This is a genomic window from Rhizobium sp. TH135 (genome assembly GCF_002855515.1).
Taxonomy (GTDB): Bacteria; Pseudomonadota; Alphaproteobacteria; order Rhizobiales; family Rhizobiaceae; genus Allorhizobium.
Window position 1 is genome coordinate 756,981 of sequence record NZ_PKRP01000002.1, and the last position, 24,431, is coordinate 781,411.

Below are 24,431 nucleotides of genomic sequence, written 5' to 3' on the forward strand. Positions count from 1 at the left end.
AAAAAAATCCCCACCCATGTCACATTGACCGTCCCCTGCTCGTCATGATGTCGTACCCAACAGAAGGAACCGCCATCATGACTGCAACACTCGATCCTTTCGCAGCCGCCCCCGCCTTGATGAAGAAGTGGATGGCCGTCTCGACCGATATCGCCGCAAGCCTCGAGCCAAGCCTCGTCGAACTCGTCAAGATCCGCTCGTCCCAGATCAATGCCTGCGCCAACTGCATCAACATGCACACGGCCGAAGCTCGGGCCAAAGGCGAGACGGAGAGCCGCATCTATCTCCTCTCGGCTTGGCGCGAGGCGCCGTGTTATTCGGAGCGCGAGCGGGCAGCGCTGGCCTGGACCGAAGCGCTGACCACATTTGCCACCGGCCATCCGCAGGAGACTGCGCGTCGGGATCTGCAGGCGGCCTTTACCGAGGAGGAGCAGGTGAAGCTGACGCTGATGATCAATGTCATCAACGGCTGGAACAGGCTTGCCGTCGGCTTCGGTCTCTGGATCGAGACACCGGCGAGCCGGGCTTAAGGAGTTGCTGCCTGATGCACCCCTCCGAGCATAGAGATGCGGCGGCGAGTTTCGATCCCCTGAGGCGCAAGCTGATGCGGCTCGCCTATCGCATGCTGGGCTCGGTCACGGATGCCGAAGACATGCTGCAGGAGGCCTTCATCCGCTGGATGAGGGCCGATCGCCACGAGATCCGCGAGCCCGAGGCCTTTCTCCGCCGCGTAGTCACAAGGCTTTGCCTCGACCAGCTGAAATCGGCCCGTCTTACGCGCGAGACCTATATCGGCCCCTGGCTGCCGGAACCGGTGCTCGAAGACGAGGACGAGCCAGAGGACGTGACCCTGCCGCTGATGCTGGCGCTGGAGCGGCTGTCGCCCTTAGAGCGGGCAGCCCTGCTGCTCCACGATGTCTTCGGCCTGCCTTTCGAGGAGATCGCCGAAACCCTGGACCGCGACGTCGCCGCCTGCCGGCAGCTCGCAGCCAGAGCACGCCGCAACGTGCGGGAAGCACGAACCCGCTACACCATCGACGCCAAGCGCGGGCTGGAGATGGCAGAGGCCTTCTTCACCGCCTCGCGCAGCGGCGATATGACGGCACTTTCCGCCATGCTGGCGGCTGATGTCGGCCTGCATTCCGATGGCGGCGGCAAGCGACAGGCGGCGATCGCACCGATCCTCGGCCACGAGGCGGTGATGAAGGTTCATACCTATCTCTCGGAAAAGATCTGGCCTGCGGGATCAGCACTCCTGCGTGTCGGCCTCATCAACGGCCTGCCGGGCTTTGTCACCCGCGAGGCGGACGGCGAGTTGCAGACGACGGCGCTGCAGATCGAAGACGGCGCAATCACCGCCATCTACGTCATGCGCAATCCCGACAAGCTCAAGCATCTGCATTGAAGGGTTGGGAGGTCGTCGGTCCGCAGCCGGAAGAACCGGACCGTACGCGCCCGCGACCTGCACATCGCAGGGGCCGCGCGTAACCATCCGCTTTTGCCAAGGGGCGATTGCCCCCAGGCTGGCCAGGGGCTAACGTCCGGACACCGCATGTCCGCGCGCTCTCGTCCCCTCCGGAGTCCCCACCCATGCCCGGCTATTCCGCCCGTCCGCCCGCCATCCCGACTGTTGTTCTCGATGATGCCGTCACCCGCATCACCCGCTGGGATTTCGAGCCGGGTGCCGCGACCGGGCATCACACCCATGGCCTCGGCTATGTCGTCGTGCCGATGACCGATTGCCATTTCCTCATCGAGGATGCCTCGGGCGAACGCCGCGTCACTGCCAAAGTCGGCGAGGCCTATCGCCGCGATGCCGGCGTCGAGCACAATGTGATCAATGGCGGCGACCAGCCGATGAGCTTCATTGAGATCGAGTACAAATGAGCTTGGCCGACAATCAGCCGGTGCCGCAGTTCATCACCGAGTTCGAGCCGCAGTATGGCGTGGCGGCGCCGGTGGCAGATGGCGTCCAGCGCCTCACCGCGCCCAATCCCAGCCCTTTCACCTTTCACGGCACCAACACCTATATTGTAGGCCGGCAATCCCTCTGCGTCATCGATCCCGGGCCTGACAATGATGCGCATTTCGAAGCGCTGATGGCAGCCCTTGAGGGCAGGCAGGTGACCCACATCGCCGTCAGCCATACACACCGCGACCATTCCCCGCTCGCCCGCCGGCTGAAAGCCGCAACCGGCGCCGTGATCGTCGCCGAAGGCCCGCACCGACCGTCGCGACCGCTCTTCGAAGGCGAGGTGAACCCCTTCGCCGAAAGCTCCGACACCGATTTCGTCCCCGACCTGGCGCTTGCCGACGGCGCGACCGTCGAAGGCGATGGCTGGCGCCTCACCGCCGTGCACACGCCGGGGCATACGGCCAACCACGCTGCTTTCGCCCTCGAAGACAGCGGCATCCTCTTTTCCGCCGATCATGTGATGGCCTGGGCGACCTCGATCGTCGCACCCCCGGATGGCGCCATGAGCGACTACATGGCCTCGCTCGAACGGCTGCTGGAGCGCAACGACCGGCTCTATCTTCCCGGCCATGGCGGCCCGGTCACCGAGCCCCACGCCTTCGTCCGCGCCTTGCACACCCACCGTCGCCTGCGCGAACGCGCCCTGCTGGAGCGGATCCGCAAGGGCGACCGCCTGATCGCCGACATGGTCAAGGTCATCTACGCCACGACCGATCCGCGCCTGCATGGGGCGGCAGCCCTCTCGGTGCTCGCCCATATCGAGGATCTCGTGGAGAAGGGGCTGATTGCCACGGACGGCCCGCCGAAACTCTTGGGCGAATATCGACCGGGCTGAGCATGCACGATTGCTCTCAAGCCGACCCTCGTCTTCAGGGAGCGCTTGCACAGCGCCGGGCGAACCTCAGTTCCCCGCAATCCCCAAAAGTTCCGCATCCAGCGCATGCAGGAAATCTTCGGCGATCCGGTCGCTGATGCCAAGGTCATGCGGCCCGTAGCGCGAGGCGACCCGCATATCGACCAGGGTCATCTCCGCCTCTTCGCGCAAGCGCACGACCGCATCGAAGGGCAGGCCGAACACGAGCGTGCGGGTGGAAAATTGCAGGCGCGCCGTGCCTTCCGGCTCGCCGTCGGAAAGCGGCACGAGCAAGCTGGGCTCCGGCCGCGCGGTCGGCAGAGGCCCGCTTTCCGGCAGGGCCTCGTCGGCGGCAGGCGGCGTAACACCCCCGGGTGTCTCGACCACAACAGGGCTTTCCGCCGTCGGGCGCAGCTCCAGCGCCGGCAGGCCATATTCCTCGCCGCGGCTTGCCGTCACCACCAGCCGGTTTTCCGCCGCCACCTTGCGCACGGCCTCATAGACGCGGTCGATCGCCCCTTCGTAGCGGCGCCCATTGAGGCCGGGATAGGCGGCAAGCTGAGCTGCATCGGCGTTCTCGGGCATGGCAGGGCGCGGCAGAAGATGCTGCTCCGCAGTCGGCACGGAAACCCAGGCGGGCCGGTCGGACAGATCGGTTGCCACTTCGGTGAGCGGCGGCTTGGTTATGTAGAGATAATAGCCATAGGCCGGCAGTCCGAGCGGGAGCGCCGCATAGATGAGCGCCCAGGCGGCCGCGACCCCGCCCAGGGCCCCAACCTGCCAAAGCCTGGCCAATCCCAGAAGCGCCAGCGGCACGGAAAGGGCGGCAGGCACCGCGCAAACCAGCACCAACAGAACGAAATCCGGCGTGGCGAGCGGCCCGAAGCGATGCGCCACCACCACGACAACCAGCATGCCGAGCGCAAACAAGGCCAGCCGCCGCGCAAGAAAGGCGGAGCGGGACACCGGACGGTCATAGCGGACGAGCATGCGGATCTACCGGAATCAGGAGGCGTTTCGCCCAAGGTGTAACGGCTTGCGCGAAGGGCGTCGACAGACAAAGCGAGCGACCAAGCTCAAGGCTGGTTATTGCGCCCACCACCCAAAAGCGGATTGTCGCCGAGTTCCGGTGCCGGAATGCCGCCGTCTGGCGGTGCGCCGTCAAAACCATCCGGCGCCTCCATCAGCCCTTCCTCGATCGCGGGATCGAGCGGCGGCAGCGCCGGGGCGTCAAGCGTCACACCCCCGTCGGGCAGGCTCGGATCGGCAAGCGGCGGCGCATCGGGGGCAAGCGGCACATAGAGCGAGACGGTGACGATGACGGCGATTACCATCAGCCAGGAGCCGATGATCCGGGCAGGGATAGTCAGCCACCCACCCCGGAAGGGCCTCAGCATCAGGCCTGGAACCAACAGGATCCACAGGGCCCCGAGGACGGCGGAGAAGGCAAACTCCTTGATGCCGATGCCGAAATCATCAAGCCCGATGAAGAGCGACAGCGAAAAGCCAACCACGACCGCGGCCACTGGCGCCACAAACCGGCGCAGAGATGCCGGCAGCCAAAGCACCACACCCGAGAGCATCACTGCGACGGGCGCGATCAGGAAGAGTTCGTGACCGAGCGGGCTCTGTAGGATCGCATGGAAGATCGGGTCGAAGAAGACAAGCATGGGCGCAACGACGCCGAGGAAGGCAAGCGCGATCGCCAGGACCTCGCTTCGACGCTCTGCCATGCCGATGGCGACGGATAGGCCCAGCATGGCCAGCACGAGGTCGTAGATGGAAAGCGTGAAGAGATAACCGAGCTCGAAGAAGGCGAATTCATGCTGAATGACGAGGGAGGCAGCGACCGTTGCCACGCCGAGAAGGAAGACGAGAAACGCGGCCTGAAAGGCCCGCGTCTGCACACCAGCCAGGAAGCGCGCACGCCCACCCTGCATTTTGCCGTCCAGGGCCCGAGGTGAAAGCGCAGTATCAGCGGCCAGAGCGCGAGAGCCTGAAGCGGGAGCGCCAGCCGCAGGTTTCGCCGCCTGCCCATGGCCTGCGCCCGCGCTGTTGCGTCCTGTCTTCCTGTGTGGCTGCTTCTGCTTCTTCATGTCCGTGACCTGATCTGGCGCCGGAAGGCGTGTACATGCCTATTCCACAGCACACTTGATTTGTCACCGCAGCCTGCTGCAGTCTCTGATCAGAGGGAAGGGAAGTCCTATGGCTATTGTCATGCTGTCGGCTGTCACGCGTGTCGAACGAAAGGCAGCAACAAGCTTCGTCTTCGACACCGTCAACCGCCTCGGCGGCTGGATCGACGACACGCGCATGTATTCCAACCTGATGAACACGATCCGCCTGACGCTCCCGGCCAGCGCCTTTGCCGAGCTGGTCACGGTCCTCACGGAGGCGGGCATTGCCGTCGACCCGCCGGAGGGTTTGGGCGAGATCCGTGATCCCGCCGCCGAGCGCATGGCGACCCTGCAACTTACCTTCATTCACGACGAGCCGGATCTGAAACGGGAAATACCGGCGGTCCCCGGCTAGCCAGAACAAACAGTCGCTCGACTGCCTGGAGATGAGAAAAACCCGGCAGTCGCCCGCCGGGTTTTCGCGTTGTTCTCTAGATCTGGCCTGAGAGATCAGGCCGCGCGGCGCTCGTGGCGGCCTTCCTCGATCTCCTCGACGATCTTCGCGACGAAGGCATTGAGATCGTCAGGATTGCGCGAGGTGATGATGCCCTGGTCGGTGACCACGGCCTCGTCGCGCCAGTCGGCTCCGGCATTGATCATGTCGGTCTTGATCGACGAGAAGGAGGTCGCCTTGCGGCCCTTGACGGCGCCGGCCTCGATCAGCAGCCACGGACCATGGCAGACAGCCGCAACCGTTTTGCCGGAGTTGATGAAGGTCTTCACCAGGTCGACGGCCTTCTGTTCCTTGCGCAACAGGTCCGGATTGATCTGGCCGCCGGGAATGACGAGCGCGTCGAAATCATCGATCTTGACCTCGTCGAGGGTCAGATCAACGTCGACGGTGTCGCCCCAGTTTTCAGCATCCCAGCTCTTGATCGGCGCCTTTTCGAGCGAGGCGATGCTGACCGAAGCGCCCTTGGCCGTCAGCTGCTCGAGCGGCACACGCAGCTCGGAACGCTCGTAGCCATGCGTGGCGATGATCAGGATGCGGGCGGAAGTAATGGAGGGCATGAGATGTCCTTTCGTCGGGGTTTCTCTCGTGGGGATGTGAGAGAAACGACCTGCCCGCCGCATCGTTCCGGGAAAAACTGCAAAGTCCCAGCGTGAAGGTGTTGCCGCCCGGCTTAGGCTTTGATAATCAGGCCGCGATTTGCAGCGCCGCCCGCGGCCTCGCAATCCTGTTGGGGCGTCGCCAAGCGGTAAGGCATCGGTTTTTGGTACCGACATTCCCAGGTTCGAATCCTGGCGCCCCAGCCACCGTCAAATCCGCCCCTTCACGCTGACCCCAGCCGCGCATATTGCAGCGCTAGCCGCATGCCGCCCGCCTCCACCACCGGCACCGAAAACCCGTAGATCGCCTCCAGCACCTCCGAGCGCATGATCGCGTCAGGCGTCCCATCGGCTTCGATGCGGCCGTTTTTCATCGCGATGATCCGGTCGGCGCTGGCAGACGCATGGTTGATGTCGTGTAGCACGATGACGATGGTGCGGCCGGTCTCGTCGGCGAGCCGGCGCAGTTCCAGCATCAGCTGGCGGGCGTGATACATGTCGAGATTGTTCAGGGGTTCGTCGAGCAGGATATAGTCAGTCCCTTGCGCATAGGTCATCGCCACCATCACCCGCTGCCGCTGCCCGCCGGAGAGCCGGTCGAGCGAGCGGTTGGCAAGGCCTTCGAGTTCGAAGCGGGCAAGCGCCTCCTCGACCATCGCCTTGTCCTCCGCCGTCATCCGCCCGCCAGTATGCGGAAAGCGGCCAAAGCCGACCATTTCGCGCACGGTGACGCGCGGCGGGGGGCCAGAGTCTTGCCTCAGAATCGCGAGCTTCTTGGCCAGTACCTTGCCGGGTGTCGAGCCGACCGGCAGTCCGTCGATGGTGATGGATCCCTGCTGCAGCGGCAACAGCCGGGCGGCGAGCGAGAGGAGGGTGGATTTGCCCGCACCGTTCGGGCCAACCAGGGCGGTCAGGCCACCTCGGGGCAGGGTGAGGTCGATGCCCTCGAGCACGCGCTGTCCCTCGCGATCAAGGCTGACGGATTGGATTTCGATCATCGTGTGCGCCTCGCAAACAGAAGCAGGATGAAGACAAGGCCGCCGAAGAAATCGACGACGACAGAGAGTGTGCCGGCCTGGCCAAGCCCGTGCTGCAACAGCGTCTGGCCGCCGACCAGCACGATGACGCCGAGCAGCATAGCAACCACGAAGACGGAAGCATGCCGGCGCGAGGATGTGAGCCGTTCGGCAAGCGCTGCGATCAACAGGCCGAAAAAGGTAACGGGGCCGACGAGCGCAGTGGAAACGGCGACCAGCAGCGACACGGTGATGAGCTGCACCAGCACTAACAGGTTCCAGTCGACGCCGAGGCCGATCGCCGTGTCGCGTCCGAGTGCGGCGATATCAAGCTGATGGCGGCGGGAAAAGAGGAAGTCGCAGGCCAGCACCGTGACGAGGGCTGCGATGGCGAGCAGATCGGTATTCGGCGCGGAGAAGTTGGCATACATCGCCCGCTGCGCAACGGCGAATTCCTGCGGATCGATCAGCCGTGCCAGGAGATTGGTCAGGCTGCGGAAGAGGCCGCCGATCACGACGCCGGCGAGCAGCATCAGCGTCAAGTCCATCCGGCTTTTGAACGCCGGCCACAGGATCAGCATGGCAAGCAGCATCAGGGCGGATGCCTCCATGCCGAATTTCAGATGCGGCGAGAGCGAGACATAACCCAGCCCGCCCAGCGCAAAGACGAGCGCTGCCTGACCAAACTGGTAAAGCGCGTCGAGGCCCATGATCGAGGGTGTGAGGATGCGGTTGCCGGTGATCGTCTGGAAGGTGACGGTCGAGAGCGCGATGGCGACGGCGACGGTCACTAGCGCCGCGAGCCGGATACCGCGCAGCTCCAGCGCAAAGGCGATATTGCCGCGCAGATTGACCGTCATGAAGGCGATGATGGCTGAGAGCGCAAGACAGAGAAGAAGGCCGATGATGATCCGGTCACGCATCGCGACGCTCCCTGAGGATGAACCAGAGGAAGACCGCCGGTCCGATCACGCCCATCACGGTGCCGACGGGGATCTCGTAAGGAAAGCGCATGACGCGGCCCGCAATATCGGAGGCGAGAACGAGGATCGCCCCGCCGAGCGCCACGAGCGGCAGCGTGCCGCGCAGATTGTCGCCCGAGAGGCGTGAGACGAGATTGGGCACGACCAGGCCGACAAAGGGGATGAGCCCGACGACGATGACCGAGAGCGCCGACATGACGGAGACCAGCACCAGCCCGATCTGGGTCATCCGGCGATAATCGATGCCGAGGCTGGTCGCCTGGTCCTCGCCAAGCGCCATGATCGTCAGCCGGTCGGCAATCAGGATCGCCGCCGCGACGATGACGACTGCGACGAAGAGCAGCTCATAACGGCCCTTCAGTACGCCGGAGAATTCGCCATTGGTCCAAATGTCGAGATATTGCAGGAGATCGGTCTGCCAGGCGACATAGGTGACGGCAGCCCCCACCACGCCACCATAGACGAGGCCGAAGAGCGGAACGAGATGCGGCTGTTCCGGCGGCAGGCGATGGGCGGTCGCAAGAAACAGCGCCGTGCCGATGAGCGCGCAGCCGCTGGCGACGAGTGCTTTCACCCCGAGGCCCGCAGCCGGCAGAAACAGCGTCACGATCAGGATGCCGAGCGCTGCACTCTGGGCAGTACCTGCCGTCGAGGGCTCGACGAAACGATTGCGCGTCAGCGTCTGCATGATCTGGCCGGCAACGGCGAGCCCCGCACCGCAGAGGACGGCAGCGAGCGTGCGCGGCAGCCGGCTGATGGCCATGAGATCGGCAAAGGGCATCGCACTGTCAGTGCCGGAGAGCGACAGCTCCTGCACGCCGATGGCAAGGCTCAACACGACGAGAAGCGCCAGGCAGAGCCCGGCGCCAATCATCACGCGGCGATGTGGTGTATCAGCGATGGCAGACATCACTGGCTGGCGGAGAAGGCGGCCTCGATGGAGGCCAGCACCCGTTCGGTGGCCTTCAATCCGCCGGCTGCGATGTAGAAATCCGCCGAGGGCAGATAGATCACCTGACCGCTCTTCCAGGCCGTGGTCTCTGCGACCAGCGCATTGTCGAGCGTTGCCTTGGCATTCTGGTCATTGGCGCCGATAGCGGCCGCGCGGTCGAGAACCAGCAGCCAGTCGGGATTGGCCTTGGCGATGAACTCGAAGGAGACCGGCTCGCCATGGGTGGCGGCTTCGACATCCTCCACTGCCGGCGGCAGGTCGAGCGCCTTGTGCACCCAGCCGAAGCGGGAATCGATCCCGTAAGCGGTGATCTTCGGCCCGTTGGTCATCAGGATCAGACCCTTGCCCTTGCCCTGAACGGCGGCCTTGGCGCGGGCAAGCGCTGCGTCGAATTCCGCAACCGCCTTCTCAGCCTCCGCCTGTTTGCCAAAGATCGCACCATAGGTCGTGGCCCGCTCGCGTGCCTGGTCGACCACATCGACACCGTCCATGGTCATGTCGAGCGAGGGCGCGACCTTGCCCGTTTCCTTTTCCTTGCCGGAGGAGCGACCGCCGACGATGATCAGGTCAGGCGCAAGCGCGCTCAAGGCTTCGAGATTAGGCTCGAAGATGTCACCGACAACCTCGGCCTTGCCCTTCAGGTCGGAGAGTTCGGAGAGATAGAGGTTCTCCGGAATGCCCGCCGGCATCACGCCGATGGCCAGCAGGGTGTCGAGGGCGGCAATGTCGAAGACGGCAACCTTGGACGGCGTGCCCTCGACGGTAACCTTGCCGGCATAGGTCTCGACATCGAGTGCCAGCGCCGGCAGGGCGCCGAGGGTGAGGCCGGCGGCAAGCAACGCGCGGCGGGTAAAGGGGCGGATGGTCATGGTCGTTTCTCCCAGATGTCAGATGGTCATGGATCAGCCCAGCGCCTTCAGGCGCGGAGCCGCTGTGTCTTGAAAACCGGCACTCCAGGCGTCGAAGGCAGCGCCCAGCCGTGTCTTGATGGGGGTCTCGAAGTGATCGGCGCGGTCGAGCCGGCGCGTCACGTCCTCGATCAGCCGCCGGTCGCCGGTCTGGGCGAGCTTCATTGCGGCAAAGTGGATGTTCTTCAGCTCCTGATGCAGCGCCTCGATCTCGGTGCACCAGTGCTCGAACTCGCTGTTGGCAAGCTTTGCCGCCCGCCAGATGAAGGCAAAGCCATGCTCATAGGCATATTTGCGGATGGCGAGCACCGGCAGTTCGCGAAGCCCTGATGTCAGGTCTTGAAGCGTCAGCCCGTCGCGCCCTTCGACATGGGCGGCGAGGATGGATCTCAGTGCGTCGATCAGCGGATTGCGGTCGCGGATCAGGCAGTTATTCAGATAGGCCGCGACATCGGCATCGGCGGCCGGCTGGAAGGCGGCGCGGTCGAAATGATAGCCGCCAGCGACGGACGGTTGGGCAATCGCGTTCAACACCTTTGCGCGCTCGATCGGCCCTTCCCAGCGATAGTCGGGGTCACGGATGAACCAGACAACAGGATCTTCGGTCATTTCCGGCATCAGGTAATGCGGGAAGGGGTTCTGGTTGAACTTGTTCTCCCGCTCCGGCAGGTGGAAGAGGTCGAGCATCACCATCACGCCCTCGGTTTCCCGCCGCTTTTCGAGCAGATCGAGGAAGGTCGCGATGTTCTCGTCCTTGGAGCGGGAATGGTCGTACCAGGGCGTCACGGGCGCGCGGTAGAGCCGCTCGAACCAGAGACGGAAGGGCTCATGGCTGACGGTCGCGTCGTGATAGAGCAGCTCGTAGCGCGGGCTGATCCCGAAGGGCGCATCCCAGATGCCGAAATAGAAGGGCCGGTGGTCGATGCCGCGCCGCTTCAAGCCGTCGCAGAGGCAACTGACGAAGCAGTGGACCTTGATGTCGTAATACTCCTCGCCATGCACCCCGCCTTCGAATTCCGCCATGGGCTCTGCGACAGGTTCCGGTTCGGCTTGTGCCGCGTCGTCTTCCGGCAGCAAGAGATCGGCGAGATCGGCGACCGTCACCACGTCCTTGCGGCTGATCACGGCATCATCGACCATCAACCCGTGCTCGAGCTCGAGATTGAGGAAGATCTGCAGGATCAGCACGGAGTCGAGATAGAGGTCCTGGTTGAGCCGCGCCGTGGGAGAAAACGCCTCCATATGCCGATGCTGCATGGGCCCGGCCAGCACCTGTGCGATGGCGTCGATGATGTCGCTTCGGGTCACGAGGCGCGCTCCTTCTGATCGTTGAAGTCTCCGTCCAAAAAGCGCCTTGCGATCTCGCGGCGGCTGATCTTGCCATTCGCCTGGCGCGGCACCTCGGCCACCTGCACGAGATGCATCGGCACCTGATGCGGCTGCAAAACGGCGATCAGCCGCTCGCGCAGCTCTGATGACGGCATGATCCGGTTCGCCGAATAGACCAGCGCCACCCGCTCGCCGGCGAAACTGTCGGGCACGCGGAAGGCCACCGCATCGGTGACATCGTCGACGGCAATCGCCTGGTCTTCGACATCGCGGGGATAGACGTTGAGGCCCGAGACATTCACCGTGTCATCGAGCCGCGAGATGAAGACCAGCATGCCGTCGGCTCTGACATAGCCGAGATCCCTGGTCTCGATCCTGGTGATCCCATCCAGCACGATCTCGACCGGCGCATCCGAGGTGCCCGCTTCGGCGAGCGTAAAACGCGGCAGGATGCGGCCCATGTCGGCGGGATGGGTGAGGTCGCTGTTGATCGCAACGCAGCCGGCTTCCGAGCAGCCATATTGCTGGTAGAAGCGCTCGGCCTTGGCGCGGATGGTGGAAAACCAGCTCTCCGGCAACAGCGTGCCCGAGGTCATGATCGCATGTATCTGTTCGCCTGATGGCAGGAGCCGCGCCAGCGTGTGCAGCATGGCGGGAGACGAATAGAGGATCGGCCGCTCGGTTTCGCGCAGCAGTTTGATCAGATGCTTGGGATTGGCGGTGTTCACCACATGCGGCACGCGCCCGCGCTTCAAGCCGACCAGAAGCCCGCAGATCAGCCCGTAGGAATGGGTGGTCGGGCAGGCGACGACGGGCGTCATCTCCTGAGGCTCGCGGAAGAAGCTCACATAGTCTTCCAGCTCCCGCTCGATATCGTCCCATCCGCGCGCCACGCATTTCGCCGCCCCCGTGGTGCCCGAGCTCATCTGCAACAGCCGGCCATTTGGGCTCTCGCCGTCGGGTTCGCCCAGCCATTCGGCAGTGGTTCCGCCGTGATAGAGCCGGTGGCAGCCCGCCTCCTTGGCCAGCTTGCGGGCGGTCGCCAGCGGCGTGCCGGGCAGAAGCGGCAGGATGCTTGCCCCAAGCCGCTTGATGGCGAAGAAGGCCGAAAGCCAGTCGATGGTTTCGGGCAGGCAGACGGCGACGCTGAGGCGCGGGTCCGTGATGCCGGTTGCCGCAAGGAAGGCCTCACCTTTGGCGTCAATTTCGGTCTGGCTATGGAAGGTCCCGTCGATCAGGATCATGGCTGGTCGCTCCTTTCTTTGAGCCCAAGCGGATTGGGCACCCGGTGGCGATAGAGGCTGCGGTCGCGGAAAAGCTTGCGCGACAGCAGCGATTCCGTTGAAATTTCCGTGCTGTCATGGGCAAAGAGCGCAAGCCGCGCCTTCTCGGGATATTGCTCGCCGTAGCTGTCGAGCAGTTCGCTCACCAGATCCCAGAAGGCCTGTTCGGAAAGGCCATAGGCCGTCTCGATCAACAGCGAGACCTCCGTCAGGCAGTAGATGAACAGGCAGTCCATCACCAGCTCGCGCAGCTCGTTGGCATGGTCGGTCCAGTAATAGGCATCCGAGGGTGCCCCGTCATAAACGGGGTCGATGGTGGCGAAATCCGGCAGGTCTTGCGGGCCTCTCAGTAGTGCCGGGCAGAATTCGACGCTCTCGTGGAAATCTCGCAGGATCAGCCGCTCCGGCCAGCCATGGCGCAGAACGAGGATCATGTTCTGCCCATGCGCCTCCAGCGCCACGCCATGATGCACCATAAGATGCCAGACCGGCAGAACCGCGACCTCCAGCATCCGGTGCAGCCAGGGCAAGAGCCCGTGCCGTGCGATGAAGGGCGCGATGAACGGCTTGCCGTCCGCCTCCAGCATCATCAGCGCGTTGAAGGGCACCGCCTGTTCGCCGGGCAGGATTTTCGGGCTTTCGCGCAGCATCAGCCCGAGCTTGCCATCGAGCGCGCCATGCGCATCGACGCGGATGCCGGCATATTCCTGCAGGACGTCGAGCGGATAGCGGCTGCGGAACTTCTCATCGTCAGCAACAAGCCCGGCCAGCCACCGGCTGAGATGCGGTGCCGTCACGATCGAATGCGGCTCCAGCACGCGCATCGAGGACGTGTTGACGATGTCGAGCGGCAGCTTCACATGCGCGCGCGTCGGATCGGCATGGTTGATGAGCGTCCGGATCGATTGCGTCGCCCGGTAGGGATCGCCGTTTTCGCCAAGCGAGGCCACCCGTCCGTCGGCGATCCAGCCGGCCAGTAGCCCGTCCTTCAGATGCCGCCACTGCCAGGGGTGCAGAGGGACAAGCGCATGGCTGTCGAGCGAGACGCCCTTGCGCTTCATCCGCGAGAACAGCCGGGCCGCATGTGCCTCGCCCAGCTCCCTCCGCCAGAAGGTTTCCACGTCAGCCGGCAGCGCCTCGCGCACATGCACGCGTGCGACCGCCAGCCAATGCAGCCGGAAGGGCCGGGCGGCCTCCGGGCCGAAAAGGGCGTTATCCTCAATGCTGAAGCCGGTGCGTGACTTGAAGCAGGGATGATAGGGATGTGCTTCGGAAAGCGCGCAATCCAGCCGGTCGAAGGGCAGCGACCGGCGGTCACCGGGTTGGGGCAGGGCGCTGTCCTGCTCCAGAAAGACGATCGTGCTTTGCAATTCCTTGAGCAGGGTCAAACGTGCCGCCTCAGGGGCCGGGACGAGATCGACCAGCTGATCGAGCGCGCCACCGGTCCAGGCGCGCGTCTGCGGGCATCGCAGTTGCAGCGAGCCGGGTGCCATGCGGGGGCGTCCAAAGGGCCCCTGATGCAGCCGTGCGCGCGCCTCGCCGGTGCCGATTTGAAGCCGCGTCGTGCCGTCGTTCGAACCGGCATCGTCCACCCGCGCCACGCCTTCGAAGATGAGCGCGGAGACGAGCTGACGGAGCACGCGCTCCTCCGATTGGCCGGGCAGGTCAAGAGGCAAGGGCATCGTCGAGCCTCGCGGTCTTGAGGTTGGCGGGATGAAGCGGGTTCGGCATCTCGCGATACAGCGAGGCTCCCGCCCCGCCTTCGAGCTCGTCGAAGCCAGCGATGCGGACACCGAGATTGGCCTTGGTGATGATCGTCCTGTCGTCGAGAAGATGGCGGACGAAATCGAGCCCACTGCCGCGCAATGTCTTGGTCAGCGCCGTCAGATGGCCGCGCAGCCGGGCCAGCAGGCAGGCTTCGTCGGACAGCCCCTCGGCGCCCATCCGGTGGATCACGGCAAAGACCTGGTTGACGACAAGGTAATAGCCGAAGCGTCGGCGGATCTCGGCGTCGGGATAAAAGAGGTCGCAGACCTCGGCCAGTTCGGGCAGGGCGGAGGTCAGCGCCGGCCTGTGCCGCTCCGAGAGATAGAAGCCCTGGCTGTCGCGATAGATCACCTTCGACGGCCAGCCCTGGGAGACATCGACCAGCATGTTCTGCTGATGCGCTTCGAGCGCAATGCCCGTCTCGTCATAGAGCCGGACAAGTGCCGTCACGGCGCAGTCGAGATAGCGGTCGAACCACTGATGCGCGACCTCGGTTGGGGAAATCCCGGCCTCATCGGCCAGACGCTCGATGAGCGCCGCAAGCCGCTGGCGCCGCCCAGGAAGTGCCGGCGCCGTCAGCGCCGCGAGGCTCACCACGCCCACGCCCTTTTCGCCTCGATAGGGGTTTTCCCGCAAGATCAACTCGAAGCCGCTTTCGGCCGCGCCTGGAAGATCGAGGGTCAGATAGGCGGGATCCCTTAGGAAGCCGAGCTTCGGCAGCCGGGTCTCAAGATCGAGCAGCTCGACCAACCGCGCCATGACGACGCCGGCTTCCAGCTCATGGGCCCGGTTGAGCCTCAGCGAATTGGTGATCTTCACCGGCAGCGAGAATTTCAGCATCCAGTCGCAGTCGTCGGAGGCGATGGTGCGCACCGAAGAGGTCGCGGTAAAGAGAACCCCGCCACTGCCGAGCGAACGCAGAAGACCTGCCTCGATCAGCACCTGGATGCGTGGCTGAAGCAACAGTGCCTCGGCCTGCAACGGATGCATGGGCAGAAGCATCTCGTCGTCGCCAAGCGGCACCGCATCGAGCAGATCGCCCGTCATGGCGCCGACGATCGCATTGAGATCGCCCGCGACTGAGCAGGCCCGCACCATATCGCGCGGTGCGGCGAAATAGCTGAGCGCAAACCGCCCGCCACCTTCGGGGGCATAGACCGCCGATTGCCAGTCGCTCATGCCGGTGAGGCTCTTCGGCGTCGGGTGCATCCAGTGCCCGAAGGTAAGCGATTGCTCGCTTTCGAGGAAACCTTCCGGCTGGTTGTCGCGCCGATCCTGCGCCTCGTCTGCCAGCGTCGCGATCCGCGCGCAGCTCTGCAGTGTTCTAAGCATCAGCTCGAGCCCGGCGCCCGGGCGGCTTTCACCCTTGGTCTTTTCGGCGAGATCCTGCACCAGGCATTGCACCGCCCAGAGCGGATCGATCGGCTGCCAGCCAGTTTCCCCCTGCTGGCGACTGAAGAGCGGCCCGAAGGCCTTCGGGCCTACCTGGCTTTCGGCCTGAAGAACCGCGCGCAGATGCAGCCGCTGTGCTGTGAGATACCAGTCGAGGCAGCGCCGCTCGCAGCCGTCGAGTGCCATGCAAGCCGCGCAGCCGGCATCGATCTCGCGGATATAGCAATTGGCAAAGCTTTGGAATGTGGCAGCGGCTGCGATCGCATGCGGATCTGACCGTGCTTGGGCCTGTGCTTGGGTCTGGGCGCGCGCCATCATGACCACGCTCCCGTCGGCCGAGCATCCGGTCCGCGAAGCCCGTGGCGGAAATCCCGCTTGGATTCCAACTCGCTCATCGAGGTTGTCCTCGTCACTCGATACAGAAAAGCCCTCCGCCGGTCTCCCGGCGAAGGGCTGTCTAGTCTGATCAGAAGGTTGCCTTGACCGAGAGCAGGAAGGTCCGGCCCTGCTCGTAGAGCGGGGTTACGTTGCCGAACTCCTGGCCGTAAGTGGCGCGGCTCGCATAGGTCTCGTTCAGGAGGTTCTGCACCTCCGCGCGGAAGGTCATGTGCGAAAGCTGTTCCGGCTTCCACTCGGTGTAGAGATTGACCACCTCATAGGCCGCATAGGTGTTCGCGCCGTCTTCGAATTCCGGCGCAAATTCCATGTCGCCGCCGACGGTGAGGCCCCAGTCGCTGAAGGTATGAGCGGCCGACACGGTGATGATGTCGCCAACCGGTGTGGTCAGATAGTTGCCCGTGTCGGAATCAGCAGGCTTGCCGTCGATCTCGGCGTTGATCCTGGCATACTTCACCTTGATGAAGCCGTCGGTCCAGTCATAGCCAGCACCCACTTCGAAGCCCCAGGTCTCGACATCGTAGTTCAGGTTGGACCGAGCAGCGGCCCATTTCGCGACGCGCGCATCCTGGATCATGCTGCGGAAGAGGCTGCCCTCGGCTGTGAAGCCCTGATGGTGGAACTCCAGGCCGGCGGTCGCGTTGTTGGCGGTCGTGACCTCCGGCCCCTCTGCGCCATAGTTCCAGTTCGGGTTCATGATGAAGGCTTCCGCAAGCGGAATACCCGCCCAGACATGGCTCGCGCCGGCCTTGGCCGTCAGGAAGCTCGTCAGGTCATATTCAACCGAGGCGTTGCCGCTGAGACCGGAGTGGTCCCACTTCTCGCCGGTCGTGCCTTCGAACCACTGCTTGTCGGCACGCCCGCCGAAGGAAAGCCGCATGGCATCAAGGGGCTCGATCCGCACCTGGGTATAGATGCCGACGTTCCGGGCGCGTTCGGTGGCATCCTCAGTATCGCGTTCGGTGTCGAGTTCGATCTTGTCACGGTAGAAGTCTAGACCGGCGACGATGTTGCCGTTTTCCAGCGCGAACTTGTTCTCGAACTTGCCGTTCAGGCTGCCGCTCTCGCCCTGTCCGTCATAGGATGTGTAGTCGGTGCTGGCATCGAAGTCGTCGTAGAAGATCGGCGTATCAACCGAGCTATGGCTGTAGGCCAGCCGCACCGTCGGGTCCCACCAGCCTTCCGGCGTCGTGTCCGTATAGGTGAAGACGGTGTTGTCGCGGTCAATCTTGTAGTTGCGGTAGGGAGGCTCCCAGGTGCGGCCCGTCGTGACCACGCTGGCGTTCGCGCGATAGGGTCGCTCCGCATCGTCGCGCACCCGCTCATGGCTGAACTCGAACCGGTCGCCGCTCTCGGCCTCATAGGCAAACTTGCCGAGCCCGCTCAATAGGTTCGTCTCGGTCCCGCGAACCTCGTCGCCATTGCCCGCTTCGTAGTTGTCACCCTTGCCATAGTTCAGGAAGCCGAGGAATTCGAAGCCGTCCTGCATCGCCCAGCCGCCGAGGCCGGTGGTGAAGGTGTTGCTGTTCGAATTGTAGGTTTCCGACACCATGCCGCCGAAGCCGTCTGCGGTGAGCAGGTCCTTCACGTCCTTGGTCTCGTAGGCGATCGAGCCTGCAAGCGCGCCCGGACCTGCATCGGCCGGCGCGATGCCGGCATCGACGTCGACGGCCTTCAAGAGCGACGGGTCGATCAGGTTGGTGGCATTGTGGTGGAAGACGCGGTTGTTCTGGCGGCTGCCGTCGATGCTGACCGCGAGCGTCGTTTCTTCCAACCCGTTGACATAGACCTTCTGCGAGGTCGGGATCGAGCTTCCGACGCTGACGCCCGCCTCGTCGCGGAAGACGTCGGCGACGCTGGTCGGATTGCGCGCCGCGAGCTCTTCGGCACCGATATTGACGGAGCTGACGCTGGTCTCGGCCCGCTGGCCGGTGACGTTGATTTCGCCAATCACGGTTGAGCCATCGGCTGCAGGCGCGCCACCGGTGACGGCAGAAGACTGATCGCCGACGACGACCGTGCCATTGCTGATGCGATAGGAAAGTCCGGTGCCGGACAAGAGCTGCGACAGCGCAGCCTCGGTCGAAAGCGTCCCGGAGACGGCGGCGGAATTCGCGCCCCGTGCCGCCTCTGCCGGCAGGGAAACCTGCAGGCCGGACTGGCGGCCGAAGGCTCTCAGCGCATTGGCCAGCGGCTGCGCCGGAATGTCATAGGCGCGGGTCGCCGCATTCATAGGCGCCGTCTGCGCCATGACTGGCATCGTCAAAGGTCCGGCCAGAAGCGCCAGCGCGCAGGCCGTTGTGGTCAGAAGCCGGCGCGACGCAGCCCCGATCAAGGCGTCGCGATCCGCAGAAAGTCTCGTCACAGTCATACTCGTCCCCATACTCAAACCGGCTCAACGCCGTGTTCGAGGTTAAATACGAGTGAAAGAGACAAGTTTTTCAGACAACATTCATCTTTTTGCGATCGGTTCGCGAAATGATGATTAAGCTACTGAATTATGGGCGTTATTTCAGCGGCTGGTGACGATACGGAGATAGGGAGATGCCGTGCGCACCTGCAGACCGAACGCCGCAGCCAGCGCCATCAGCGCCCGGTCGGGATCGCTGAGGTCATAGAGACCGGTGACCCGGAGCGCCGCCAGATCGCCTTCCGGCAGCATGATCCAGGCCGGGTGCTGGCGCTGGATGAGCGCCACGACATCGCCGAGTGGCTGATCGGTGACGGCAAGCCGTCCCTCCCGCCAGAGCGCGATATCGGAGGGCTCTATCCGGCTCAACTCCGCCTTGCCACCCTTGCGATCCACGGTCACCACGTCGCCGGGCACGAGCGCGAGTTCTTCGGCGTCTGGCGCGCCCTGCGGTTTAAGCGCAATCGACCCATGCGCCAGTTCCACCCGCGTGCCATGGCCCGTGTCGCGCACGCTAAATGCCGTGCCGAGCACCCGCACGGAAGCATCCTGCGCATCGACCACGAACGGTCGGGCGGTATCCCGCTCGACCTCGAAAAAGGCTTCACCCGAAAGCAGCCGGACATGGCGGGATGTGCCGTTGAAGTCATCGGCCAGCGCCGTTTCCGGCGCAAGCGTCACCCGCGATCCATCGGCAAGCGTGACGACCTCCGTCTCGCCCGCGCCCGTACGGAAATCTGCCTCCAGCCTGATCTGCAGCGCCGGTCCAAAAGCACCGGCAATCAGCGCAAGCGACATCAGACTTGCGCCGGCAAGGCCAAGACCGCGGCGGAGAAATCCCGAGTTCCGCATCGGAATCTGAGTTTCCGGCGAAGGACGAGAAGCCTTCGGCGCGATCTCGGGCGACGCAACCGGCCTTTCGCCGAGCGCCGCCCAGGTGCGACAGATCCGGGCCCAGGCCGCGGCATGGGCGTCCGAAGCGTGCAGCCACTCTCCCCAGGCGGCAGTCAGCGCAGGGTCCGCTGGCGCATCACGCAGCAACATGAACCAGTCCATCGCCTCTTCGAGAAGCATGGCGTCCTGCTGTTCTGGCTGATCCGTGACACTCACTGCGTGGCTGTCCCCTGTTGGCTCTGGCTCGCCACCACCCCGAGGCAGCGCGCGATGCGGGCACGACTATGATCCGCCTTGGCGGCGAACTCATCTCTGCCTGCAGGATATACGATCGGATCGATGTGTTTTTTCATGCGCCCCCCGACATTTTTCAATGGCTCGCCCGATCGAGCGACAGGGCGATCTTCACCATGCCACTGCGGATCATCCGGTGCGTTGTCGCGACCGAAACGTTCAGTTCAGAGGCGATCGCCTCCAGCGTCCAGCCTTCGATGCGGTAGAGCTCGATGGCCCGGCGGGTCTCGGGCGGCAATGCGTCCAGTGTCTCCGACGCAACCCGCGCCTGATCGGCGAAAAGAACAGACTCCTCCGGCGAGCCCGGGTCCTGTGGCAGGATCCAGAACGGAGGATCCGTGTCACGGCCACGCGTCTCGATATTGCGACGCTTCAGCTGATCAAGGGCCAGATTGCGGACGATGCTGTAGAGATAGGACAAGACCTGCCGCGGCGCATAGTCACCCGAATCGATCGGCGTCAGCCGCAGGAAGGCGTCCTGCACGATGTCTTCGGCCTGGTCACGCGAACCCAGCAACCGGGCGGCATAGCTCACCAGGGCCGACCTGTTCTCCAGGAAAACCTCGAGCTGGCTCTGGGGTTCTGCAGCCATGGGGCGTCGACGTCACCGGTTAAAATATGAGAGATACAGGAAGCTTTCGCTCTAGCCGATTAGGCCGGGGGTGGCAATCCGTGCCGGTTGGAATGCCGTTCTCAGTCTCACCCTGTCCAGATTAGGCGTCTTTCCCGCGATAAGAGCTGATTTTTGGCCGGTTTTCGCCGTTTCCTGCTCTTTTCGCGGCGCGGCGTGGCGCAATTGCTGGAGCGAATCATCTGCAAACTCGCTAGCTTCAGGTTCCATGGGGACTTTCATACGGGGACTGCATGGCACATCTTGCCGAAGGTGAGATCGCAATACCGCGCATCGCGCGCATCGAATGGCCGACCGTCGCATTGGCCGCTCTGATATACGGGGGCTTCCTTGGCCTCACCTGGTTCTGGCGCGACATCCCGCTTTGGATCTTGATACCGCTCGGCGCCTGGCTGATTGCCTGGCATGGTTCGCTGCAGCACGAGGTGATCCACAATCATCCGACCCGCCATGTCTGGATCAACGATGCGATCGGCGTTCCGCCGATTTCGCTCTGGCTGCCCTATCATGTCTACAAGCAGAGCCATCTTGCCCATCACCGCGACGAGCATCTGACCGATCCGATCGAAGATCCGGAATCCTATTACTTCACGGCAAAGGACTGGGACCGCTTCGGCTGGTTCGGCCGCACGCTGCGCGAGTTCAACCTGACGCTGGCCGGCCGCCTGACCGTCGGCCCGGCGATCATCCTCGGCTCCTTCCTCTGGCATGAGGCGATCAAGGTGATCCGCGGCGAGGGTGACAGCCGCAGTCTCTGGGCCTGGCACGGTCTGGGTGTCGCCGTCGTGCTCTGGTGGGTGCTCGCCGTCTGCGAGATGCCCTTCCTGCTTTTCTTCTTCGGCTTCATCTATTGCGGCACGGCGCTCTCGCGCCTGCGCTCCTATGCCGAGCACCGCTTCGCCGATGACCATGAGGAGCGCACGGCGATCGTCGAGAAGACCCCGCTGTTTGGCCTGCTCTTCCTCTACAACAACCTGCATGTCCTCCATCACCGCGTGCCGGCACTGCCCTGGTACATGCTGCCCGACTTCTACGAGCGGCATCGTGATTTCCTGGTGAGGCTGAATGGCGGTCTCGTCTATCGCGGCTACAGCGATGTCGCCCGCCGCTTCCTGTTCCGAAAGCACGACCGACCGACCCATCCGAGGCACTCCTGACCGGCGCGTCCGAGACGAGGCTTGCCAGCCTCTCGATGTATGTCGCCCCTCAGGTGGTGATGGAGGCGCAGCGTCACCTCTGGAGCTTCCTCCGCGACCAGCTCCGCCAGTCGGGCGTGACCGGCGTGCCGGAAGCGCTGGATGAAGCGATCCCGCATCACGACGCCTGGCTCGATCCACGCCTGCTTCTCGCCCAGACCTGCGGCTTTCCCTTCGTCAAGCATCTGCGGGGCCGTGTCCGCCTCGTTGCAACACCTGTCTATGAAGCGCCAGGCTGCGATGGGCCGACGATGGTGAGCGTGATCGTCGTGCGCAAAGAGAGCGCCCCGCCAGACCTCGCCGCCGCCGCTGGCCTCAAGGTCGCGATCAACGAGCGCGGCAGCAATTCCGGCTACAATCTCCTGCGCGCCGCCGTCGCCCCCCATGCCGGGGGAAAGCCCTTCTTCGCCGACGTCGTCGAGACCGGTGGCCACCTCGCCAGCATGGAGGCGGTGCTAAGCGGCAAAGCCGATATCGCGGCCATCGATTGCATCACCTTCGACCTCCTGCGCCGCCACGCCCCGGAACGGCTGGAGGGCCTCGCGGTATTGGGAGTAACCCCCTCCGGCCCCAATCTCCCCTTCATCACCCGCTTGTCCACTTCCGACGAGGAACTTGCCACCCTCCGCGCCGCCCTCAAGGCCGCAATCATCGCCCCCGCGCTCGCCGATGCCCGCGCAATCCTCGGCCTGAAGGATGTGGTTGTGCTGCAGGAGGGCGCCTACGACATCCTGCTCGACCACGAGCAGGCAGCAATCGCCGCGGGCTATCCGGATCTGCCGTGATCTAAGCCGCGAGGTGGCTTAGGCGGAAGCCAAACCCGATGCGTGCAAATCTGCCCCATCGCCCGCCTCGAAAACCCGGTTCCGACCGGCAGCCTTGGCAGCATAAAGCGCCCGATCAGCCCTCGCGATGGCGGCATGCGGATCGGTTTCATCCGGGCGGATCCGATCAATCCCGATGCTGAGGGTGACAGGCCTGGCAAGACCGAAGAAGCGCCAGTCTTTCTCTGATACCGTCTGCCGGATCCGCTCGCCCGACGTGCGCGCCTCGGCAACGGAGGTGCTTGGCAGAAACACCACGTATTCCTCCCCGCCGAAACGCGCGGTAACGGCGCTCGCAGCGGTCACCTGCCGCAGCATGTCGGCAACAGCCGAAATCACGGCGTCTCCCGTGGCGTGACCAAGCGTATCGTTGATCTGCTTGAAGTGGTCGATGTCGCAGACCAGAACGGCACCTTCACGAAGTCCGGATACGCCGAACTCGGTCAGCGCCGTCTCGAAGCCGCGGCGGTTTAACAGGCCCGTCAGCGGGTCCCGCTCTGCCGCCTGGCGGTGGCGTTCCATGGCCGAAACGCCGCTCGCCACCAGTGCAGAGAAGGGGAAGGTCATGCAGATGGTGATCGTCGTGATATGGACCGCCAGATTATAGGCGGAGTCGACGAAATCGCCGAAGTCGTCGCTGGCATCGCCGTAAAAGAAGAAGAAATAGACCGCACGCGCCACCGTATCGACGAAGGCGAGCCCAATCGACGCAAGAAGGATCTTGTCGACGCTGCGCCGCGCTTTTGGGATAGCAGTGGTGAGTGCGAGCCCGATGAGACAGGCAAAGGCGATATCGGTGAGGAAGATCTGGTAGCGCAGGCTTTCCAGGACGAAGATGCAGTAGACCAGAAGAAGCGTGTAGGCGCCGACGAACCACCGGCGTTCGCGATCGAAGGATGGTGCCTGGAAATGCTCGAATACCGCGCTGCTGTAACAATAGGCAGCACCGATGAAGATCATGCCGGAAGTGAAGGCGTCGAAGATCGGTTCGATCGGAAAGGTCGAGAGCGAGAAGCCTAGGGCGGTCTGACCGAAGCCTGCACCCCATTGCCAGTTGGTCACGATGTTCTGTCGCCATAGAACGAGGAAAGTCACTGCAACAAGACCGAACAGGACCGGTGGAACATAAACGATGACCGAACTTTCTCCCACCGTTTCCCCACAAATTGGTTGGTTTCATTTAAAACCGTTATTTATGCGTATGGTTAAAGTTTGTTGAATTCGCTGGAGAATAGAGGACAGAAGTGATCGGCATCACGCGTTTATTCATTTTGGTTTTCTACGCTTGGGACCTTCGCGCAACCTGCCGGCGAGAGTGGTTGTATTTGCTAAGATGAGCACATTCGAAGATTGCGAGTTGCGACTTTGGGCTGTACCAAGATAGGGCAATCGATTCCCGCATTGAGTTCATGGCCCGCGTAACACCCTTTTCTGTCGTAGTCGGCCGCATGCTCGACGCCTGGATCCTGACGTCACCGGAGCGGCCCGCCCGGGCCGACGATATCTATCGCGGTGTGCTCAATCTTCTGTCCATCAAGATGCGCCTGACATTGTTCGAGGTCACCGGTCCGGATCCGCTCGACTGGTACATGCGTACCGTCCGCCATTCTGGTTTCACGTCACGCATCCTCAATATCAACGGTCTCTTCACGGACTGTCGTGTCGGCGACTTCAAGGACCGCGCCTATATGGAACAGTCCGTCATCCCGCGGCTGAGGGAAGTGGTCGAGCGCCAGCAGCCATCAACTGAGCTGGTCAAGACGCGCCTGCTTGGCGTCAGCCTCGGTTATGATCGCATCTTGCTGCCCCAGAAGAATGCCAGTGGCTCGCAATGGGTTATTTCCTCATCCTATGCGCAATTCCTTCTCGGCCAGCCGGAGACCCGCGAGACGCTTGACACCTCTGATGAGGCGATCGTCCAGCTCCTGATTGAGGGCTCCACCGCCAAGGAGATCGCCGTCCTGCTCGGTCTGTCGCATCGTACGGTCGAGCATCGGCTGGACAAGATGAAGCAGCGCTATGGCGCGCGCAACACGGTGCATCTCGTGGCGATGCTGATCGCCGCACATATCGACAGATCCGCTCTTCGCTGAGTTAATCC

Annotated in this window: 23 protein-coding genes and 1 tRNA gene; 9 read left to right on the forward strand and 15 right to left on the reverse strand. The window is 63.7% G+C overall.

Annotation, left to right across the window (positions count from 1 at the left end):
* The first annotated feature begins 77 nt into the window (after positions 1-77).
* The 4 genes from C0V73_RS08630 (at position 78) to C0V73_RS08645 (ending at position 2,810) form a co-directional block, all read left to right on the forward strand.
* Complete coding sequence (locus tag C0V73_RS08630; RefSeq protein WP_102019556.1) at positions 78-530, forward strand: carboxymuconolactone decarboxylase family protein; 453 nt, start codon at positions 78-80, stop codon at positions 528-530.
* A gap of 14 nt (positions 531-544) precedes the next feature.
* Positions 545-1,405 carry a sigma-70 family RNA polymerase sigma factor gene (locus C0V73_RS08635; RefSeq protein WP_102019557.1) on the forward strand — a complete coding sequence of 287 codons (861 nt, stop codon included), beginning with the start codon at positions 545-547 and terminating at the stop codon, positions 1,403-1,405.
* Positions 1,406-1,590: 185 nt separating this feature from the next.
* The gene (locus C0V73_RS08640) at positions 1,591-1,887 is read left to right on the forward strand and encodes a cupin domain-containing protein (RefSeq protein ID WP_102019558.1); all 297 of its coding nucleotides are present in this window, start codon (positions 1,591-1,593) and stop codon (positions 1,885-1,887) included.
* Positions 1,884-2,810, forward strand: a complete 927-nt coding sequence (locus tag C0V73_RS08645) for an MBL fold metallo-hydrolase (protein WP_102019559.1) — start codon at positions 1,884-1,886, stop codon at positions 2,808-2,810. The genes C0V73_RS08640 and C0V73_RS08645 overlap by 4 nt, the downstream gene beginning before the upstream one ends.
* A gap of 66 nt (positions 2,811-2,876) precedes the next feature.
* Here C0V73_RS08645 and C0V73_RS08650 read toward each other — a convergent pair whose 3' ends face one another.
* Complete coding sequence (locus tag C0V73_RS08650) at positions 2,877-3,818, reverse strand: DUF1499 domain-containing protein (protein WP_102019560.1); 942 nt, start codon at positions 3,816-3,818, stop codon at positions 2,877-2,879.
* A gap of 86 nt (positions 3,819-3,904) precedes the next feature.
* A complete protein-coding gene (locus C0V73_RS08655; protein ID WP_245407913.1) occupies positions 3,905-4,768 on the reverse strand; it encodes a hypothetical protein in 864 nt (287 codons plus the stop codon).
* 265 nt (positions 4,769-5,033) lie between these two features.
* On the opposite strand from C0V73_RS08655, the gene C0V73_RS08660 reads away from it, so the two are divergent.
* Complete coding sequence (locus C0V73_RS08660; RefSeq protein WP_102019562.1) at positions 5,034-5,360, forward strand: hypothetical protein; 327 nt, start codon at positions 5,034-5,036, stop codon at positions 5,358-5,360.
* 95 nt (positions 5,361-5,455) lie between these two features.
* Here the strand turns inward: C0V73_RS08660 and C0V73_RS08665 are convergent, their stop codons facing one another.
* A complete protein-coding gene (locus C0V73_RS08665) occupies positions 5,456-6,016 on the reverse strand; it encodes a type 1 glutamine amidotransferase domain-containing protein (RefSeq protein WP_172450105.1) in 561 nt (186 codons plus the stop codon).
* 171 nt (positions 6,017-6,187) lie between these two features.
* Between C0V73_RS08665 and C0V73_RS08670 the strand changes: the two genes are divergently transcribed.
* Positions 6,188-6,262, forward strand: a tRNA-Gln gene (locus C0V73_RS08670).
* Positions 6,263-6,279: 17 nt separating this feature from the next.
* On the opposite strand, the gene C0V73_RS08675 is transcribed toward C0V73_RS08670, so the two are convergent.
* The 11 genes from C0V73_RS08675 to C0V73_RS08725 all read right to left on the reverse strand — a co-directional run bounded on the left by C0V73_RS08675 (position 6,280) and on the right by C0V73_RS08725 (position 20,271).
* Positions 6,280-7,053, reverse strand: a complete 774-nt coding sequence (locus C0V73_RS08675; protein WP_102019564.1) for an ATP-binding cassette domain-containing protein — start codon at positions 7,051-7,053, stop codon at positions 6,280-6,282.
* Positions 7,050-7,994: an iron chelate uptake ABC transporter family permease subunit gene (locus tag C0V73_RS08680; RefSeq protein WP_102019565.1), complete on the reverse strand. Its 945-nt coding sequence runs from the start codon at positions 7,992-7,994 to the stop codon at positions 7,050-7,052. Before C0V73_RS08680 ends, C0V73_RS08675 begins: the two co-directional genes overlap by 4 nt.
* Positions 7,987-8,964 carry an iron chelate uptake ABC transporter family permease subunit gene (locus tag C0V73_RS08685; RefSeq protein ID WP_102019566.1) on the reverse strand — a complete coding sequence of 326 codons (978 nt, stop codon included), beginning with the start codon at positions 8,962-8,964 and terminating at the stop codon, positions 7,987-7,989. Before C0V73_RS08685 ends, C0V73_RS08680 begins: the two co-directional genes overlap by 8 nt.
* The gene (locus C0V73_RS08690) at positions 8,964-9,875 is read right to left on the reverse strand and encodes a siderophore ABC transporter substrate-binding protein (protein WP_102019567.1); all 912 of its coding nucleotides are present in this window, start codon (positions 9,873-9,875) and stop codon (positions 8,964-8,966) included. The genes C0V73_RS08685 and C0V73_RS08690 overlap by 1 nt, the downstream gene beginning before the upstream one ends.
* 33 nt (positions 9,876-9,908) lie before the next feature.
* Entirely contained in the window at positions 9,909-11,222 is a 1,314-nt protein-coding gene (locus C0V73_RS08695) for a DUF6005 family protein (protein ID WP_102019568.1), read from the reverse strand.
* Positions 11,219-12,487 (reverse strand): AMP-binding protein, encoded by a 1,269-nt coding sequence (locus C0V73_RS08700; RefSeq protein ID WP_102019569.1) that lies wholly within the window; start codon positions 12,485-12,487, stop codon positions 11,219-11,221. The genes C0V73_RS08695 and C0V73_RS08700 overlap by 4 nt, the downstream gene beginning before the upstream one ends.
* A complete protein-coding gene (locus C0V73_RS08705) occupies positions 12,484-14,208 on the reverse strand; it encodes an IucA/IucC family protein (RefSeq protein WP_102019570.1) in 1,725 nt (574 codons plus the stop codon). Before C0V73_RS08705 ends, C0V73_RS08700 begins: the two co-directional genes overlap by 4 nt.
* On the reverse strand, positions 14,192-16,003 hold the full coding sequence (locus tag C0V73_RS08710) for an IucA/IucC family protein (protein WP_102019571.1): 1,812 nt from the start codon (positions 16,001-16,003) through the stop codon (positions 14,192-14,194). The genes C0V73_RS08705 and C0V73_RS08710 overlap by 17 nt, the downstream gene beginning before the upstream one ends.
* 148 nt (positions 16,004-16,151) lie before the next feature.
* Complete coding sequence (locus tag C0V73_RS08715; protein ID WP_102019572.1) at positions 16,152-18,452, reverse strand: TonB-dependent receptor; 2,301 nt, start codon at positions 18,450-18,452, stop codon at positions 16,152-16,154.
* Between the two features lie 141 nt (positions 18,453-18,593).
* A complete protein-coding gene (locus C0V73_RS08720; RefSeq protein WP_143708322.1) occupies positions 18,594-19,601 on the reverse strand; it encodes a FecR family protein in 1,008 nt (335 codons plus the stop codon).
* A gap of 154 nt (positions 19,602-19,755) precedes the next feature.
* Positions 19,756-20,271: a sigma-70 family RNA polymerase sigma factor gene (locus C0V73_RS08725; protein WP_102019574.1), complete on the reverse strand. Its 516-nt coding sequence runs from the start codon at positions 20,269-20,271 to the stop codon at positions 19,756-19,758.
* 272 nt (positions 20,272-20,543) lie between these two features.
* On the opposite strand from C0V73_RS08725, the gene C0V73_RS08735 reads away from it, so the two are divergent.
* Both C0V73_RS08735 and C0V73_RS08740 read left to right on the forward strand, forming a co-directional pair.
* Positions 20,544-21,467: a fatty acid desaturase gene (locus C0V73_RS08735; protein WP_102019576.1), complete on the forward strand. Its 924-nt coding sequence runs from the start codon at positions 20,544-20,546 to the stop codon at positions 21,465-21,467.
* 35 nt (positions 21,468-21,502) lie between these two features.
* Complete coding sequence (locus C0V73_RS08740) at positions 21,503-22,291, forward strand: PhnD/SsuA/transferrin family substrate-binding protein (RefSeq protein WP_102019577.1); 789 nt, start codon at positions 21,503-21,505, stop codon at positions 22,289-22,291.
* Between the two features lie 18 nt (positions 22,292-22,309).
* Here C0V73_RS08740 and C0V73_RS08745 read toward each other — a convergent pair whose 3' ends face one another.
* Entirely contained in the window at positions 22,310-23,482 is a 1,173-nt protein-coding gene (locus C0V73_RS08745) for a diguanylate cyclase (protein WP_102019578.1), read from the reverse strand.
* A 257-nt stretch (positions 23,483-23,739) separates the two neighbouring features.
* On the opposite strand from C0V73_RS08745, the gene C0V73_RS08750 reads away from it, so the two are divergent.
* Positions 23,740-24,423, forward strand: coding sequence for a LuxR C-terminal-related transcriptional regulator (locus C0V73_RS08750; RefSeq protein WP_102019579.1), 684 nt, complete (start codon positions 23,740-23,742; stop codon positions 24,421-24,423).
* Positions 24,424-24,431 lie beyond the last annotated feature (8 nt).